General features: G+C 45.4%; 16 protein-coding genes. 4 read left to right on the plus strand and 12 right to left on the minus strand.

From position 1 onward, the window contains the following. Nucleotides 1-12: 12 nt before the first annotated feature. The 4 genes from QUA53_RS14205 to hisH all read right to left on the minus strand — a co-directional run bounded on the left by QUA53_RS14205 (nt 13) and on the right by hisH (nt 4,927). Nucleotides 13-1,638: a glycosyltransferase family 39 protein gene (locus QUA53_RS14205; RefSeq protein ID WP_333097909.1), complete on the minus strand. Its 1,626-nt coding sequence runs from the start codon at nt 1,636-1,638 to the stop codon at nt 13-15. A 177-nt stretch (nt 1,639-1,815) separates the two neighbouring features. Further along, nucleotides 1,816-3,276 (minus strand): phosphoglucosamine mutase, encoded by a 1,461-nt coding sequence (glmM, locus tag QUA53_RS14210; protein ID WP_333097907.1) that lies wholly within the window; start codon nt 3,274-3,276, stop codon nt 1,816-1,818. Nucleotides 3,277-3,658: 382 nt separating this feature from the next. Beyond that, the gene (rsmD, locus tag QUA53_RS14215; protein WP_333097906.1) at nt 3,659-4,201 is read right to left on the minus strand and encodes a 16S rRNA (guanine(966)-N(2))-methyltransferase RsmD; all 543 of its coding nucleotides are present in this window, start codon (nt 4,199-4,201) and stop codon (nt 3,659-3,661) included. Between the two features lie 90 nt (nt 4,202-4,291). After that, entirely contained in the window at nt 4,292-4,927 is a 636-nt protein-coding gene (gene hisH / locus QUA53_RS14220; protein WP_333097905.1) for an imidazole glycerol phosphate synthase subunit HisH, read from the minus strand. A 46-nt stretch (nt 4,928-4,973) separates the two neighbouring features. Between hisH and QUA53_RS14225 the strand changes: the two genes are divergently transcribed. After that, nucleotides 4,974-5,480, plus strand: a complete 507-nt coding sequence (locus tag QUA53_RS14225) for a pyroglutamyl-peptidase I family protein (RefSeq protein ID WP_333097903.1) — start codon at nt 4,974-4,976, stop codon at nt 5,478-5,480. 42 nt (nt 5,481-5,522) lie between these two features. On the opposite strand, the gene QUA53_RS14230 is transcribed toward QUA53_RS14225, so the two are convergent. Then, complete coding sequence (locus QUA53_RS14230; RefSeq protein WP_190659726.1) at nt 5,523-6,005, minus strand: flavin reductase; 483 nt, start codon at nt 6,003-6,005, stop codon at nt 5,523-5,525. A 286-nt stretch (nt 6,006-6,291) separates the two neighbouring features. Here QUA53_RS14230 and QUA53_RS14235 point away from each other — a divergent pair, with 286 nt between their 5' ends. After that, a complete protein-coding gene (locus QUA53_RS14235; RefSeq protein WP_333097900.1) occupies nt 6,292-7,491 on the plus strand; it encodes a glycosyltransferase family 87 protein in 1,200 nt (399 codons plus the stop codon). A gap of 173 nt (nt 7,492-7,664) precedes the next feature. Here the strand turns inward: QUA53_RS14235 and QUA53_RS14240 are convergent, their stop codons facing one another. From QUA53_RS14240 to lgt, 3 genes are all read right to left on the minus strand, one after another. Then, nucleotides 7,665-8,504 carry a dienelactone hydrolase family protein gene (locus QUA53_RS14240; RefSeq protein WP_333097898.1) on the minus strand — a complete coding sequence of 280 codons (840 nt, stop codon included), beginning with the start codon at nt 8,502-8,504 and terminating at the stop codon, nt 7,665-7,667. A gap of 185 nt (nt 8,505-8,689) precedes the next feature. Continuing rightward, a complete protein-coding gene (gene cobM / locus QUA53_RS14245) occupies nt 8,690-9,496 on the minus strand; it encodes a precorrin-4 C(11)-methyltransferase (protein WP_333097897.1) in 807 nt (268 codons plus the stop codon). A 120-nt stretch (nt 9,497-9,616) separates the two neighbouring features. After that, a complete protein-coding gene (lgt, locus tag QUA53_RS14250) occupies nt 9,617-10,510 on the minus strand; it encodes a prolipoprotein diacylglyceryl transferase (RefSeq protein ID WP_333097895.1) in 894 nt (297 codons plus the stop codon). A 366-nt stretch (nt 10,511-10,876) separates the two neighbouring features. Between lgt and rlmN the strand changes: the two genes are divergently transcribed. Then, nucleotides 10,877-11,992, plus strand: coding sequence for a 23S rRNA (adenine(2503)-C(2))-methyltransferase RlmN (gene rlmN, locus QUA53_RS14255; protein WP_333097893.1), 1,116 nt, complete (start codon nt 10,877-10,879; stop codon nt 11,990-11,992). 233 nt (nt 11,993-12,225) lie between these two features. On the opposite strand, the gene QUA53_RS14260 is transcribed toward rlmN, so the two are convergent. From QUA53_RS14260 to QUA53_RS14270, 3 genes are all read right to left on the minus strand, one after another. Continuing rightward, the gene (locus tag QUA53_RS14260; RefSeq protein WP_333097892.1) at nt 12,226-13,335 is read right to left on the minus strand and encodes a class I SAM-dependent methyltransferase; all 1,110 of its coding nucleotides are present in this window, start codon (nt 13,333-13,335) and stop codon (nt 12,226-12,228) included. Further along, nucleotides 13,328-13,999: a phosphoribosylglycinamide formyltransferase gene (gene purN, locus QUA53_RS14265; protein WP_333097890.1), complete on the minus strand. Its 672-nt coding sequence runs from the start codon at nt 13,997-13,999 to the stop codon at nt 13,328-13,330. The genes QUA53_RS14260 and purN overlap by 8 nt, the downstream gene beginning before the upstream one ends. 131 nt (nt 14,000-14,130) lie before the next feature. Next, on the minus strand, nt 14,131-14,706 hold the full coding sequence (locus tag QUA53_RS14270; protein ID WP_333097888.1) for a GNAT family protein: 576 nt from the start codon (nt 14,704-14,706) through the stop codon (nt 14,131-14,133). Nucleotides 14,707-14,765: 59 nt separating this feature from the next. On the opposite strand from QUA53_RS14270, the gene QUA53_RS14275 reads away from it, so the two are divergent. Next, nucleotides 14,766-15,656 (plus strand): sugar ABC transporter permease, encoded by an 891-nt coding sequence (locus QUA53_RS14275; protein ID WP_333097886.1) that lies wholly within the window; start codon nt 14,766-14,768, stop codon nt 15,654-15,656. A 110-nt stretch (nt 15,657-15,766) separates the two neighbouring features. Here the strand turns inward: QUA53_RS14275 and QUA53_RS14280 are convergent, their stop codons facing one another. After that, nucleotides 15,767-16,357: a DJ-1/PfpI family protein gene (locus QUA53_RS14280; RefSeq protein WP_333097885.1), complete on the minus strand. Its 591-nt coding sequence runs from the start codon at nt 16,355-16,357 to the stop codon at nt 15,767-15,769. Between the last annotated feature and the right edge of the window lie 50 nt (nt 16,358-16,407).

Genomic DNA, 16,407 nt, shown 5'->3' on the forward strand with positions numbered 1-16,407 from the left:
TTGCCGCCTTCATTATTTCTCTACACGCCAAAGCCAGACATCGCCGGGTTTGTAAATTGGTGTGATTTGATATTTTTGCACTTTTTCTAGTTCAAATTTTAATGCTTCTGTAGCTCGGTAGAGAAATACATCGCTAAAACCATCAGGAATTTTAACTTGATCGGGCTTAACTGCCAGCAAAAGCTTTACTTGCGACTTCAGCAGATAGCTGACAGACAGTATTTTTCCTGTGATGTTGTTGCCTCCATGACTGATTACTAAAGGTTTTTTCGATTGATTGACAATCGTGGCTACTTGGGGATTGTATTTAGTGCTAGAAGGGTATTTGTTCCACCAAAGTTGTGACTGTGAGCTGACGGCACAAGAAATTATTCCACTCGATATTAGTGCTATTAAACCTAGCTGCCACAGTTTTTGTTGGCGGGGATTGGGGGTGACTGCAATTTTAGCGGTGAATAAGTAGGCAACAGCTATCTGGATTGCTAAAATATAGGGAACTAGATAGCGATCGGCAACGCCTCGCACTGCTACCAATACTATCGCTGTAATTCCGATCGCTGTCAATACAAACAGCGAAACTCGTTTGGGAGTTGAGCGGCAGAGCGAGTATAGTGAATGTGCGAGCGTTAACAGCAATACGGCCACTACAATCAGTCGGATTACATCTGCAGTCAGATGGCTCGAAGCCAATTTGATGATTCCGCCCGCCCAATGCGTGTCGATAAACATTCGGCAGGTAATGATAATTAAAGGTTTAAGTGAAGATATGAAATACAGGGAAAGGCGGGGCAAGCCTACTGTTGCCTCGATTTTTTTAGAGTTATAAACTAATACCAAAATCCAAGGAGCAAAAATTATTATTGCTGCCACTGAAGCTAGTAAATAAGCAATTAATGTTTTGCTAAAACGACAATTTTCTGTGATAATTACATAGATACCGTGGGCGAATACTACTAAAAAAAATAATAAACTACAATACAGTCCTAAAGTCAGGGCGATCGCATAAATAAACCAAACAGCCTTGCTCAAATTAGATGTGCCGGGAGAATTTTGTAGGGCGATCGCCCGCAGCAGAATTGCATTCGAGAGCAAAACCAGGACTGCAAACATCATGTACGGTCTTGCCTCTTGCGCGTACAAGACGTGAAAAGGTGAAACAGCAATGATTGTAACAGCCATCCATCCCACAGACGCCGATCGAAATAATTCCCAGCACAGCCAATAAATGCTGGGAAAAACTAACAAACTAATCAAAGCTGAAAGACTTCTGACAGTCGCCACTTGCGGGCCGAACAAGTGTACCCAAAACCTGGCTAAAATAAAATATAACGGTGATAGTTGGGGTTCTTCTGTAGCTAAACCTTTAACAGTATTCCACCAAGTTTTTTCGGGATTTATCTGCTGGTATTTCTGCTGCAAATCTGCGACGCTAATTGTTTTGCCCTGAAAATCTTGCTGCACCATTTCCGTCCAGGTGTAGCCAGAAATTCGCAGCGAGGTGATAGATTCGTCGAACGAGTAGACTTTGCGATCCAGATTAGTAAAGCGAAACCATATCCCAGTTATTAATATGACGACAATTAAAAATTTTAACCAAATTCGATGCAGCCGCCCATTTTGAATTGATTTGGTGTTCATACAATCAGAAATGGGGAAATGAAGAAAGAAGGATTTAGTTATTTAGGACAGAGGAAATAAGCAAGAGGGAATAAAGAATGAGAAATTGGTTTCAATAGCTCCTATATTTATCTAGAGGCTTCTTCCTTCTTCCTTCTTCCTTCTTCCTTCTTCCTTCAGATTAATTCCCCATTTCCATCAGATAGCTATGTGTTGCTGAACGGCTAAAACTAAATTTTCAGTCCAGAAATTAGCCAATTCGGCGCTGGCAGCTTCCACCATAACTCGAATTAGCGGTTCAGTGCCAGAAGCGCGCACCAAAACCCGTCCCTGTTCGCCCATTGCTGTTGTAGCACGTTCGATCGCACTTTGCATTGCCTCGCACTCGTGCCATTTCAGGCGTTTTTCGCGATCGTCCACCCGAATATTTCGCAGCAACTGCGGATAAGTTTGGAAACTGCCACTTACCAATTGTGCCAAAGATTGCCCGGACTGGCGCACCAGCGAAGCCAAATGCAAAGCTGTCAGCAAACCGTCGCCGCTGACACCGTAATGCGGACAAAGAATGTGTCCCGACTGTTCGCCGCCCAACATTGCACCGGTGCGCTGCATTTCAGCGTGAACGTACTGATCTCCGACGTTGGTTCTAGTTAGTTTGCCGCCCAATTCTTCCCAAGCTCGCTCGAAGCCGAGGTTAGCCATTACAGTAGAAATAATTAAATTGGATGGTAACTGTTCGGAGTCGCGCAACTGGCGGCCCCACAGATAAAGAATGTAATCGCCGTCAATCGTTCGACCTTGGTTGTCTACACACAAAACTCGATCGGCATCGCCGTCAAAAGCAAAGCCCAAATCGGCATTGTGTTCCAAAACTGCCGCTTGCAAACTTTCGAGATGAGTAGAACCGCAGTTAACATTAATGCGAGATCCATCAGGAGAGTCGTGCAAACAGATAACCTCCGCCCCCATTTGCGCGAACACCGCCGGCCCCAAACCCGCAGCGGCCCCCCAAGCCAAATCCAAAACTATCCGCATTCCCTCCAAATTCATCTGTTGTAGCGAATCACAGAGCGAAGTGGCATAATCTTTAACCAACTCAGAGCGATGGTAGTGGTGTCCCCAAGCCAAGCTAGCAACCGGAACCTTTGCCCCCCGGATTCCCGCTTCGATTTGTTCCTGCAACTGTTGCGACAGCTTGGAGCCGTTTGAGCCGAAAAACTTAATGCCGTTGTCTTCTGGGGGATTGTGAGAAGCCGAAATCATCACTCCGCCGACCGACTCCGAAACGCTTGCCAGATAAGCAACGCAGGGAGTGGGACACAATCCCAAATTCCACACTTCTAAACCGGCGGCCGTCAAACCCGCTGACAGTGCCATTGCCAGCATATCGCTGGAATTCCTGCTGTCTTGCCCCAAAATCACAGGCCCCTGGTTGGGGGTATTTTGGCGTAGAACTTGTCCGGCCCAGAAGCCCACTTGCAAGGCTAGGGGTGCATTCAGCAATTCTCCAACTTTCCCGCGAATGCCGTCTGTGCCGAAGAGTTTGGTATTTGGCAGGGAGAGGCTATTTCCCAGCAGAATCGTATCCAGTTTGGCTGGCTGTACCGAGTTAACAGCCGGAAACTCGCTGCCACGAGGGCGCGAAGGTGTCTGAACCATATTCACTCCTTTAGGAATATTCACACTCACACTTTGGGTTCATGTTACAACTGAAAGTCTTTATTTTCAGCGTAAACTCCATTTATTTAGTCGATTGCTCAAGCAACTTGCTGTGACAACCTACGCACAAAGCTTAACTTCATCGGAAAAATTTGTATTGTATCCAAGGGAAAAACTTGGAGTTCCGGGCGCGCCAACGCCCGGAAACCCGGTTTCTTTCTGCCTCCAGGCTTGACCGCGAATTTCAAAGGTGGTACCCGCCACGTGATTTATCCGTGGAATCAATCCAAAATCGAAAATCCTCAAGCCCCCGCATTTATCCGTGGGGTCAATCGAAAATCTAAAATCTAAAATCGATTGACGCTGCTGCTGTTTGAGCCTGTCAGCAACTGCGTGTGTAGAAGGTTAATGCTGTATTGCCGTATATTTTCTGGCGGCAAATTTCTAGACCGGAAATCGGTTGTGCCGATCGCTCCGGGCTGTGTTCGATCGCGATTTCGCCGTTTGGTGCTAGCATTTCTTGGCTGGCGATCGTGTTTAACACAGGTTCGTACAAGTCACTGGCGTAGGGCGGATCGAAGTAAATGCGATCGAACTGCTGCCCAGCTAGTGTTGCCAACTTCGCCGTCGCGTTTCCCCGCAGTATTTGGAATGTTTGGGACGAGTCTGCTACTTGCTCCCAGTTTTCGCGGATAATCGCACAAGCTTTCGCCGACTGTTCGATGCCAGTGACACTCGCGGCTTGCCGGCACAAAGCTTCTGCACCCATCGAACCGCTGCCGGTACAAATGTCAAGCCATCTGCAATCTGCGATCGTCCCTTGCCAAATATTAAATAAAGCTTCTCTGACTCGCGAAGGTGTAGGGCGAGTGGCGAGTCCCGGCAGGGTTTTGATTTGGCGATTGCCAGAGATTCTTAAACTCATTTAGGAAGAAAGAAGGAATAAGGAATAAGACTTTTAAAAATGTCAAACCCGGTTTCGGCAATCAACCGGGTTTTTCAAGACTCATGCCACCTAAGCAGGTACTTTTTCCCTCACGAGACTGACAAAATTTGACAGCATTTGCAATCCCGTACTCGAAGACTTTTCCGGGTGAAATTGCACCGCCATCAAATTGTCTTTAGCTATAGCCGCCGTCACGTTTTGACTGCCGTGACTCACCATTGCCGATCGCACTTCCCAATCAGCTGGATCGACATAATAAGAATGCACGAAATAAACCCAAGGATTGGACGGTAAATTTTGCCACAGCGGGCAATTCTGCTGAGTAAAGTGCAATTGATTCCATCCCATGTGCGGAATTGTCAAACCCGGTTCCGACCGAAATCGGCGCACTTTTCCCGCAATAACGCCCAATCCCGGTTCTACACCTTCTTCGGAACTTTCCAACAGAATTTGCATACCCAAACAAATGCCTAAAAAAGGTTTTCCCGATGCGATCGCACTTTTTATCGGTTCTATCAAATTGCGCGATCGTAAATTCTGCATTGCCGGGTCAAACGAACCAACTCCCGGCAAAACCACGGCATCAGCCTGCTCGATTATAGCAGGAGAATCTGTAATTTTTGGCACTGCACCCACATTTTCCAAGCCTTTACAGACTGAGTGCAGATTGCCCATGTCATAGTCTACTACTGCAATGACAGACATTGACTTACTTGCCTTATATTATCAATATCAGTATTATTGCACAAATATGACAGCGAAAATCCTGTTAACCTCATTTGATACTTGGCTTCCACATCAGGAATCTAACTCTTCGGACGACTTATTAGCCAAGATTTCCCAAATCAAATCTTTGCCTGATTCCCTGACTTTTTTGAGGAAACTGCCAGTAGATTTTCAGCTAGCACCTAATTTAGCGATCGCCCAAATCAACCAACTCCAACCCGATACTATTATCTGCTGCGGCATGGCCGAAAGCAGGCAAAAATTAACCGTAGAATCCTGCGCTTGTTGCGAGAGCGACATTATGAAAACAACAGTTAATCTCGAACCGCTACTCGCTGATTTAGCTGCAACCGAAATCAGTCACGAAGCCGGAAAATTTGTTTGTGAAGCTCTATATTATGCAGTTTTAAAACACCTTGCAGATTCTCTACTTAGCACCAAATGTATTTTCGTACACGTACCAATTTTGACAGAAGAAAATGCCGACAAAATTGTCGCCGATTTTTTATTAATTTTAACTCGCGTCCCTTAACAACTGACAACTGACAACTGCCAGTTGCCAATTGCCAACTCTTTAGCCGCCGTAATTCCAACCCGTGCTTTCTAGCAGCAACGGATTGCCTTCTCGGTGGACGCCTGCGGCCACAACTTCTCCCACATAAACCGTGTGATCCCCGTGTTCCACAGCACCGACAACTTTGCACTCGACGTAACCCAGAGAATCCGAGATAATCGGACAACCAGTTTCCGCGCCGGGATAAAATTCTACATCCTCAAATTTATTGCCAACGCGGCGCTGCTGCTTGAAGAATTTCTGGGCTAACTCTTTTTGCCCTGCTTCTAGGAAACTCAAAGCAAAGACACCGCTGGCTTTGATCATGCCGTGGGATTTGGAGTCTTGCTTGACGCAGTTAACAACTAAGGGAGGGGTAAAGGAAGATTGCATCACCCAGCTAGCGGTGAAACCGTTGACTTCCTCCCCGTCTTTGACACCGCAGATGTACAATCCGTGAGGGATTTTCCGCAAGATGGTTTTTTTAGCTTGTTCGTCTAGCACGGGCTTACCTGTTCGCTCGATAATTCTACACCGCCCAGTTTACCAATGTCGGGCCCACAAACCCAACTGTCTTAAGGGCGATCCCGATACCGAAACTGTTGAGATTGCCAATATTGTTTTTTTCGATACCAAATCTTCTGCTTCCCCCAACATTTATTTTTATTAACTTAAATTAAGTTGCTCGGATTTGTTTGCAACTAACTATATGCTGTGTTAAAACTTTAGCCATTAATATTGCAATCTCAAAGTAGCCCCTCAATTCGTTAGTAAAATCGGAGATAATTCGATGACAGAATCGTTTAAGCGGAACTTTGGTTTAGGTCTTGTAGCCGTCAGTATATTATCTCTAATTTGTTTCGGCATAATAGGGATTGGCAGAGACGGTCAACTCAATGCTGATGGTGGCGTCCTTTACGCTGCTGGACGTGCTTGGCTTAAGGGTTTAAATCCCTACAACCACGATTTCCTCGTTCAAAGTGTAGCAGGAATAAAGGAAATTGACGGTCTAGAAAATGCCGCTTTCTTTTATCCTCCTCCATCAGCCGCATTGTGTATGTTTGTCGGTCTGTTCGATTACTCCGTTGCCAAGTTCGTCTGGGTCTTACTCAACTTGCTGTCAATCGCAGCTATTATTGCGATGACAGTTCGCACCATCAACCAACATCAAAATAATAGTGAAAATCAACTCGGAATTTGGGTAATCAGTGCGATGATTATCGGCAACCCATTCACTGCCCACGTTGTCTGGATGGGTCAAACTTCTTTGATCGCTTTTGCTGCGACAATGGGTGCTTGGTTCTTCAGCCAACGGCAAAAATTTGTATTAGCAGGAATCTGTTTGGGTGTAGCCAGCTTTAAACCGCAACTATGCTTATTGCTGGGTATTTGGTTTTTGCTAGAACGGAACTGGAAAATATTAGCTGTAGCCTTCGCAACAGTTACAATTATGAGCGCTTACCCATTGGTGCTGTACGGCGGGCCCGTTGGGATGCTGGCAGCGTGGCATCAAGGAATTCAAGACAGCTATAGCTCTTTGCCTTTCAATCAACCGGGGTTTCAAGATAAAGTTGGTATGGAAAGTCTTTTCGCTTCTTTAGGCTTGAAGATACCGGCTATCAAGATTGTGGCAGTCATTTTAGCGGTTCTGCTGTGGGTGTTCCGCAATAGAATTAATCGAGAAGATGTCTTGGCTGTGCTGATGGGTATATCCTTCACATTTCTCGGATATACTCACGTTTACGATTATGTAGGTTTGTTCCCGATTCTGACCTCGCTGTGGCTGTACTGTAGCAATAACCGCAATGCTTTGCTCACCAGTATTGCTTTAGTTTTTCTGCTCTTTTTTCCGAGACGTATATTTTTAGCAGCGGGTCTGCCTTTTTTGATTCACTGGAGAACAATTGTTGTTTTGATGCTGGTAGTTGGTGTTCTTGCATTCAGCATGAAAGCTAAATCTCGTCAAGAATTTCAGCAAGAAATGGCTTGATTTTCGCAGAGTTGCCAGGGGCAGAAATTATCATAAGAGGCGCTTGCCTCATAAACCCGGTTTATACGAAAACATCCTGGTTGGGCGACTAAATATCTACGAATAAACCGGGTTTATGAACTTCAAAACTCATCGAAAGGCGAAGGGGTGCGAAGAACGAAGAAATCTCAAAACTATTGTGCAACTCCGTGCTTCTTAAACCAATCTTGCATCAGTTTCCAAGCATCCTCAGCTTCTTTTTCCCGGTAAGTGGGGCGATAGTCGGCGTTAAAACCGTGCGGCGCATCTGGATAAAGCACAATTTCTGAACCGCTGCTACCAGTTTTGAGAACTTCCCGCATTTTCTCGACTGTATCCTTGGGAATTGACTCGTCTTTACCGCCGTAAAGCCCCAATACAGGCACTTTCAAAGTTGCTGCAATGTCGATCGGCTGTTTGGGAGTTAAAGCCGTAGAATTGCCAACCAAACGCCCGTACCAAGCAGCGCCAGCTTTGACTTTGGGGTTGTGGGAAGAGTACAGCCAAACAATTCTGCCACCCCAGCAAAATCCTGTAATTCCCAACTTATTAGTATTGCCTTTTCCGGACTTTTGTGCCCACTCTACGGTAGCATCTAAATCCGACATAACTTGAGCGTCGGGAACTTTCGAGACAACTTTACTAATAATTTCTTGGATGTCGGTAATTTTAGAAACATCACCTTCACGGGCAAACATTTCTGGGGCGATCGCTAAATAACCTAATTTGCCAAAACGGCGGCAAATATCTTGAATGTGTGCGTGAACTCCGAAGATTTCTTGAATTACTAAAATTACTGGAAAATTGCTGCCGCTGGCTGGCATAGCTCTGTATGCTGGAATTGAGCCGTCTTTTACAGGAATTTTTACCTCACCTGCAACTAAACCAGCAGCATCCGTATTGATAACGGCAGCAGCAATAGGATGAACTGCTAAGGCAAATCCGGCGCTTAATGCGGTGACAGTGATAAATTGTCTGCGAGTTAAATCAGTCATGGCGATTTTAGATTTTAGATTTTAGATTGGGCAATTGAGAATTGGAAATTGGTAATTGGTTATTTCATAATTGCTCCTTCTTCCCTCTCCCGACGGACATCGGACTGACATCCGTTACATCCGTTACATCCGAAGAAAGCGAATCCGTTGCCGAACTTTCTTCTTCCTGGCATCCGTTACATCCGTTACAAAATCCGTTGCCGAACTTCCTTCGAGGGTCTAAAAAGCCGCTCGTGCTCAGGATGGTACAAGCGCGATCGCCCTTCTCCTGATTTTCCCAAGGCCGGACTAATAACGTACATTGTCGTTCTGATCAAATTATTTTCGCGCGTAGCAACTGCCATTTTGTCAAGGGGAACTAGCACAATTTTTTCATCCGGCCAGCCCAACCGATAACAAATTGCTACAGGCAAATCCGAGGGGTAATGTTCCATCAATTTAGCTTGAGCTTGTTCGACATGGCGGGCGCTCAAATACAGGCACAAACTCGCTTGATGAGCCGCTAAACTCGCCAATTCTTCGCGTTCCGGTACTTCTGTTCGACCGCTAATTCGCGTCAAAATAATTGTCTGCACAACTCCGGGAACTGTCAACTCAATTTTAAGTTTAGCTGCGGCAAGTTGGAAAGCGCTAATTCCCGGAATTACCTCAAAAGCAATTCCCTCGGAAGCCAAAGCTTGCATTTGTTCGCCGACGGCCCCGTAGAGACAGGGATCGCCCGAATGGAGGCGGACGACGCTTTTCCCCTCGCGCACTCGTTCCACCATCAAAGGTACAATCTCTTCGAGGGTCTTATCCGCAGTTTGGATCACTTCAGCATCCGCGCGCACCCCCTGCAAAATTTGCTCTGGAACTAACGAATCAGCAAATAATATGACATCGGCTGCAGCCAGTAATTTTTGAGCCTTAACAGTCAACAAATCCGGGTCTCCCGGGCCTGCACCTACAATGTATACCCCTGGAATTAGGGCTTCAATCTCTGTCAAACTCATTGCTGCTAAAAAATTTGCTAAATTTACGGACTCTTCCGGATGTACCTATTTTAGTTTGAAGTAAGAGATGGTAGATGCACCCTGGTTTTGAACCCTAGAGACTAACCTCTCTGGGGTTTTTTATTGATCTTCTGGCAATTTCTGAGTAATTTTTGCCCGATCGCTATTGGGGGAGACAACATCAGGTAAAGGTCGATCGAGCAAATAAAGCCAAGTTAACCCACCCAACCCTAAAACAATCCCAGTCAAGCTTACCATTTGCGCTGTCCGCAGCGGCCCGAACATCAAACTATCAGTCCGCAACCCTTCAATCCAGACTCGGCCGGAACTGTAAGCTGCGATATAAACCAAAAATAAAGCACCAGTTTTCAAGCGAATTTTGCCCTGCAAATCGCGAAAAAACAAAGTCAGAAGCAACCAAAATACTGTCAAATTCCACAGGGATTCGTAGAGAAATGTAGGGTGGAAGTATTCAAAATTAGCGTAGGCGGGCGGGCGGCTGTTTGGCGGAATATAGAGTTTCCAAGGCAAATCCGTAGGACGGCCAAAAGCTTCGGAGTTAAAGAAATTTCCCCAGCGTCCGATCGCCTGACCGAGAATGGCCGAAGGTGCGATTAAATCTGCCAATTGCCAAAAAGAAACTCGCTGGATTTTCGCAAAAATTAAAGCTGCGATCGTGCCACCCAAAATCGCCCCGTGAATGGCAATTCCGCCTTTCCAAATCGCAATAATATCCTCTGGCCTCTGGGCGTATTGCTGCCACTCGAAAGCCACGTAATAAATTCGAGCACAGGGAATAGCGCCCAGAACCAGCCAAATTGCCAAATCACCCAGCAATTCCGGGTTGACGCGGCGTTTTTGGGCCAAGTATTGGGACAGACTCACCCCAATCAAGACGGCAGAAGCTATCAACAGCCCGTACCAGCGAATGGCTACGGCGCCAAGTTGAAAGATAATTGGGCCGGGCGATGTAAATTGAAACGCTAAGGGCAGCGCAAGAATATTTAGCACCATAAAAGTTGCATTAATTGTGATGGAAAGCAGTTAAATTTTGCATACCCTTTAACAAACTCCAGAGTTTATTTTAGGTGGCTGCGGTCATTTACACGCAATATTTGGGGAATTTTACCAAATATTAACTGGATTCTTGATTTTGCAGATTGTTGTCTGGAGTTTTTTTGTGAGTCCACAATAAGAACCCCCTAACCCCCCTTTTTTAAGGGGGGAACCGGATTATTCTTAAACTTGCCCTTATTAAGGGATTTAGCGGGATCGAGTTTCCGCCTTCTGCTTTCTGCATAAGTGCCTTCTGGAGGATTAACGGCAGCTTTGGTCGAGAAGTTTTAATATGGAGGATGGCTTTAAATTTTCTGATGACCTATGTCTCCTACTTCCGTTTCTCAGGTGTACTCTTCTGGTAATTCCAGGGGCGCGAATCAGTCTCGCAAGACTGCTGCTTTGGCTGTTGAGTCGGGTAAAATTCCGCCCTTGCTGGGGGCGAGTTTAGCTGAGTTAACGGAGTGGGTGCAGCAGCAGGGACAACCGGCTTATCGCGGGAAGCAGTTGTACCAGTGGATTTATGAGAAAGGTGCGCGATCGATCTCTGACATTTCTGTATTCTCGAAACAGTGGCGCGAGACTGTTGCTAAAATTCCGATCGGGCGATCGACCATTCATTATCGATCGGTCGCACCAGACGCCACGGTAAAGTATCTCTTAAAATTGGCAGACGGTCAAATCATTGAAACAGTAGGCATTCCCACCGATAAACGGCTGACTGTCTGCGTCTCAGCCCAAGTTGGCTGCGCGATGGGCTGCGACTTTTGCGCTACCGGAAAAGGCGGTTTCAAGCGCAATTTAGAAAAACACGAAATCGTCGATCAAGTTTTGACAGTACAGCAAGATTTCGGCCGCCGAGTCAGCCACATCGTATTTATGGGAATGGGCGAACCCCTGTTGAATTTCGATAATGTTGTAGCTGCTGTCAAGTGTTTGAATCAAGACGTAGGAATTGGACAGCGAAACATCACCATTTCCACAGTAGGAATTCGCAATCGCATCAGCCAACTAGCCGAACATCAACTGCAAGTTACCCTCGCCGTCAGCCTCCACGCTTCCAATCAAAGATTGCGCGAAGAGTTAATTCCTAGCGCCCGCCCTTATCCTTTGGGTGAGTTAATAGCAGAATGTCGGGAATATGTGCGATCGACTGGGCGCAGATTGAGTTTTGAATACGTACTTTTAGCAGGCGTGAATGACTTGCCGGAACACGCAGCCGAGTTAGCAACTCAGTTGCGCGGTTTTCAGTGTCACGTCAATTTGATTCCTTACAATCCGATTCAGGAAGCTGAATATAAGCGACCTACTCCCAATCGAATTAACAGTTTCGTTGCGACTTTGAAGGAAAAGAAAATTGCAGTTAGCGTGCGCTATTCTCGCGGATTAGAAGCAGATGCAGCCTGCGGACAATTGCGGGCATCCGAGGTTGAGAATTGAATTTTTAATCCCTACAAATTGTCGTAGGGTGCGTTAGACCTAAGATGTTGCACCCTTCTCACTTAGCCTTTTGCGGGCGGGTTCTCCTGCCCAACCCCTACTCCCGACAATAAAACTCCATCTTTGTGGAACAGGCATCTTGCCTGTTCTTGAAAATGGTGCAAGATGTGAGTTAGACCGCGTGATTTTATCAATCATCGATAAACTACTTTGTGATGCACCATACTAACTACTCACAAACGTTTAACAAGTAGCCACCGCAATTCTAACGGCGGTGTTTGTTGGACGGGAAATAAATCGCGCCCGCTAGCCCAACTGACAAACCAAGGTGTCGGTGGCCAAGCCGAGTCAGGCAAATGTTTCTGTTCGTATTCAATGACAGATTCATCAGAAATAATTTCTAAAGGCAAACCCTCGATTGCTGCTTGCAATTCTTGCCTGGTAATCAGATAAGACCAACACAATTCAGACATTTGTTTTGCCATCTCGTTTGGTTCGTACCCATCTACAGCTAAGAAAGCACTGAATAATATAAACCCGCCGCTTAAAACAGCATCGGACATTTTACCCAGGAAAAGACGAATTTGTTCGGGGTAGCGGAAATGAGAGAGAACTTCGGTAGCAATGGCTAATTTGTACCGATAAGTTTTCATCCTTAATAATGGATCTAAAACGTCGCCTTGGGTGACATTTATCGGCAAGTTTTCGGCGGTTGCTGCGGCTGATAGCTTCTCGGCAAATATGGGTGTTAGTTCGATCGCATCCACGGAATGACCTAACCTTGCTAAAGGCAGACTATTGCGCCCTGGGCCTGCACCAACATCTAAAATATGTGCTTTTCCCGGTTCGCCTAATTCGGCAGCAATGGCGATGACTTTGGCATCGGGATGGCTGCCGAATAAAGGTTCTGGGCGAATATCCGGCCAGCTATGATATTTCTGGGCCATCGATTCGATTTGAATCTTGGTATTCAGAGTAATGCCACCGGCTAAACCGCTTTGGGAATTGGCGGGAAAATAGGAGACTATTAGATTAGCGTGGGGGGAATTTTTGAATCCTTCTGCTAAGGCGTTGGCGATTAATGTCCGCAAGTTTTCCGCTTGGGCAGCGTCGATGTTTTGTCCGAGAATGTTTAACAAGTCTGAGAGTAATTTAAGATAGTCATCTAGCATTGATGGCAAGCAAGGAAGATAGAATTCTCCCTTGATGCCAATGCTCTTTTTGAGCCTTTCTTTGAGAATTAATTTCAGGCGATTGGAGTCTGTCAGCGGCGGACCTGTTTCGGGTGATTCACTGACTGGCAATTCCGAGAAAGATGCAGCACTGGTAAGATTTTTAGTCACAATATTTTTGATTAGATTCGGCAATAAGTGCGATCGCACCGAGCATAATCTTGTGTTCTTGTACCTGAATTCGAGCGTGCAGCGTTTCTGCGGTATCATCAGGCAATACCGGCACTGCAGCCTGCATTAAAATCGGCCCGCTGTCTACTTCTAAACGGGCGATATGCACCGTACATCCGGTGATTTTAACCTTGGCAGCTAGTGCTTGCTCGACGGCGCGAATTCCTGGAAAACTCGGCAGTAAGCTGGGGTGAATGTTAATAACGCGATCGGGAAAAGCATCCAACAAAACTTTGGTAACAATTCGCATCCAACCCGCCATCACTACCCATTCTACATCATATTCTTGAAAAGTTTTGACAATTTTTGTATCTAATTCTTCGCGGCTTTTGCAGTCGCGGTGATTGAGCAGAATCGAGGGAATACCGTATTTTTCTGCTCTGGCTGCGGCTTTGGCTTCGGGGTTGTTGTAAATTAATACTGGGATTTTAGCGTTGAGTTGTTGATTTTGGATGGCGTGGGCAATTACCTCGAAGTTGCTTCCGCTTCCTGATGCTAAAACTCCTAATTTTAATGGAGGATGGGCCGGATCGAGCCCACTTTTGCCAATCTCAGGAGAAATCAGGCAGGCATTGGAATTAACAGATACTGGATTAGCGGTCATAAAGATAAAAACTATTCACTCGTATTCTACTATAGAGGTAAAGGGTAAGGTGTGCTTCGGCGCACTCTACATGGAGATATTGCGGAAGTCCTAAGTATATTATTTTTTTTTGCAGACCGACTGATTCACTCCTATTCTACAATATTATCAAAAAACTCTTCCCTGAGAATCGAATAAAGTTTTAGATCCCAATATCTGTCTTTCACAAATATGTGCTGTCGCAATATCCCTTCCAATTTCATCCCCACTTTTTCCATCACCCTAGCTGAAGCAATATTGCTAACTTCACATCGAGCCAAAATTCGATTCAGCAACATCTCCCGAAAACCGAATTCAATAACGGCATTGACAGCCTCGCTCATGTATCCTTCGCCCCAATAATTCCTAGAAAGTGCGTAGCCGATTTCCGCGCGGCTGTGCGTCATGCTCCATTCCACAAATCCGCAAGTCCCGATAAACTTTTTATCTGCTTTGTGGACTATTCCCCAATCTACCAACTCTCGTCTCTTGTACATTTTAGTAATTGACTTGAGAAAGTATTTAGTATCTTCGATAGATGTGTGAGTTGACCACATTGTGTATTTTGACACTTCGGGGTTGCAAGCATATTCAAACATATCGCTAGCATCGTTTAAAGTTATTTTTCTGAGCAGCAGCCTTTCTGTTTCTATAGTAGGTAAATGAGCTAATATATCTAGAAGGTTCATTTGGAAATTGACCTATATTGTGATACCATTTAAAACTAAAAGCTAAAATTTAGAAGCCAATGGTTCGGATTAAATTTGGGCGTTTTAACTGGTTGGATAATGATACTATCGCAGCTTGGACTTTCTTGGCCCCAGCTTTGCTGTTTCTGGGTACTTTTTTGATTTGGCCGATCGCCTATTTATTTTACCTCAGCTTTACCAGCGGCAGCTTTACCCAGTCGGGAGTGCGTTGGATTGGCTTCAACAACTACTGGCGTCTAGTCACAAACCCGGATTTCTGGCAAATTCTCCAAAATACGCTCTATTTTACTACTGCAACAGTCATTCCCAGTTTAGTGGTTCCATTAGGCTTAGCTGTTTTGCTAAATCGCTCGTTTGCTTGGCGAGGAGCTCTCCGCACCGCTTATTTTATTCCTTCGATTACCTCTTTAGTTGCAGTTGGCTTGGGTTGGCGGTGGTTGTTTCAAACCGCAGGCCCGGTGAATAATGCGCTAAGTGCGATCGGCTTAAATCCAATTCCTTGGCTTAGCAGCACAGTTTGGGCAATGCCAGTGATAATTCTGCTCAGTGTTTGGAAACAATTAGGCTTTAATATGGTAGTATTTTTAGCAGGATTGCAAGCAATTCCGGTAAATCGTTACGAAGCTGCAGAATTGGATGGAGCTAATGCTTGGCAGCAATTTTTGTACATCACTTTACCAGGTTTGCGACCGACTTTAGTATTTGCTACCGTCACTACTGCTATTTTTACCCTCCGAAGTTTCGAGCAAGTTTACGTCATCACCGGCGGCGGTCCTTTGAACTCTACTAATTTGCTCGTTTATTATATTTACGAGCAAGCTTTTTCGCAATTTGATTTTGGCTATGCAGCCGCTGCGGCAACTTTTCTAATGGCTGTAGCTTTGCTATTAGTTTATTTACAACTAAAAGTTTGGGGCGAAGATTCTTAATTAGGTTATGCGTAGTTTCACGTGCGGGAATTACAGCGGTAATGTGCGCCTCGGCGCACCCTAAATTTAGAGGTTTTGTGTATGTCCTGAATAAACTGGATTCCCAATTATCAATTCCCAATTTTATATTCCATGTGCTCTGCTGTTTGTTCAGCTTGTGCTGTACCCAAAAGTTTGCCAACAACGTGCAAAGACATATCAATCCCCGCAGCAATTCCCCCAGAAGTGATGATTTTGCCGTTATCTACAAATCGCTGATTTTCGATAATAATTGTGTTGGGAGCTAATTCTCTCAATAACTCCAATACCTGATGGTGTGTAGTTGCTTCCAAACCTTCCAACAACCCAGCTTTTGCCAAAAGCAGCGAACCCGTACAGACAGAAAGCACTAATTCTGCTGTTCGCGCAGAATCTTTTATCCAATTAATAACTGCTGAATTATCGATTAACTTTCTCGTACCTTGTCCTCCCGGTACAATTAAAATATCCGGTGGCGGACAATCGGAAATGGTGCAGTCGGGATTTACGCTCAAACCGTTGCGGGCGCTGACAGAACCCGGATGTTCGGCTACGGTAGAGACTGCAAAAGGTCGCTCGCCCTTACTTAATTCTGATGCCACCGAAAACACTTCAAAAGGGCCTGCAAAGTCCAGTACCTCGACATCATCGAACATTAAAATTGCTACGTTCCTACTTGCCATAAGACATACTTCTGATAGAGTCCAAAAATATCGGCGATTTGTTATCGTAG

The organism is Microcoleus sp. Pol12B3 (assembly GCF_036701355.1).
Taxonomy (GTDB): domain Bacteria; phylum Cyanobacteriota; class Cyanobacteriia; order Cyanobacteriales; family Microcoleaceae; genus Microcoleus.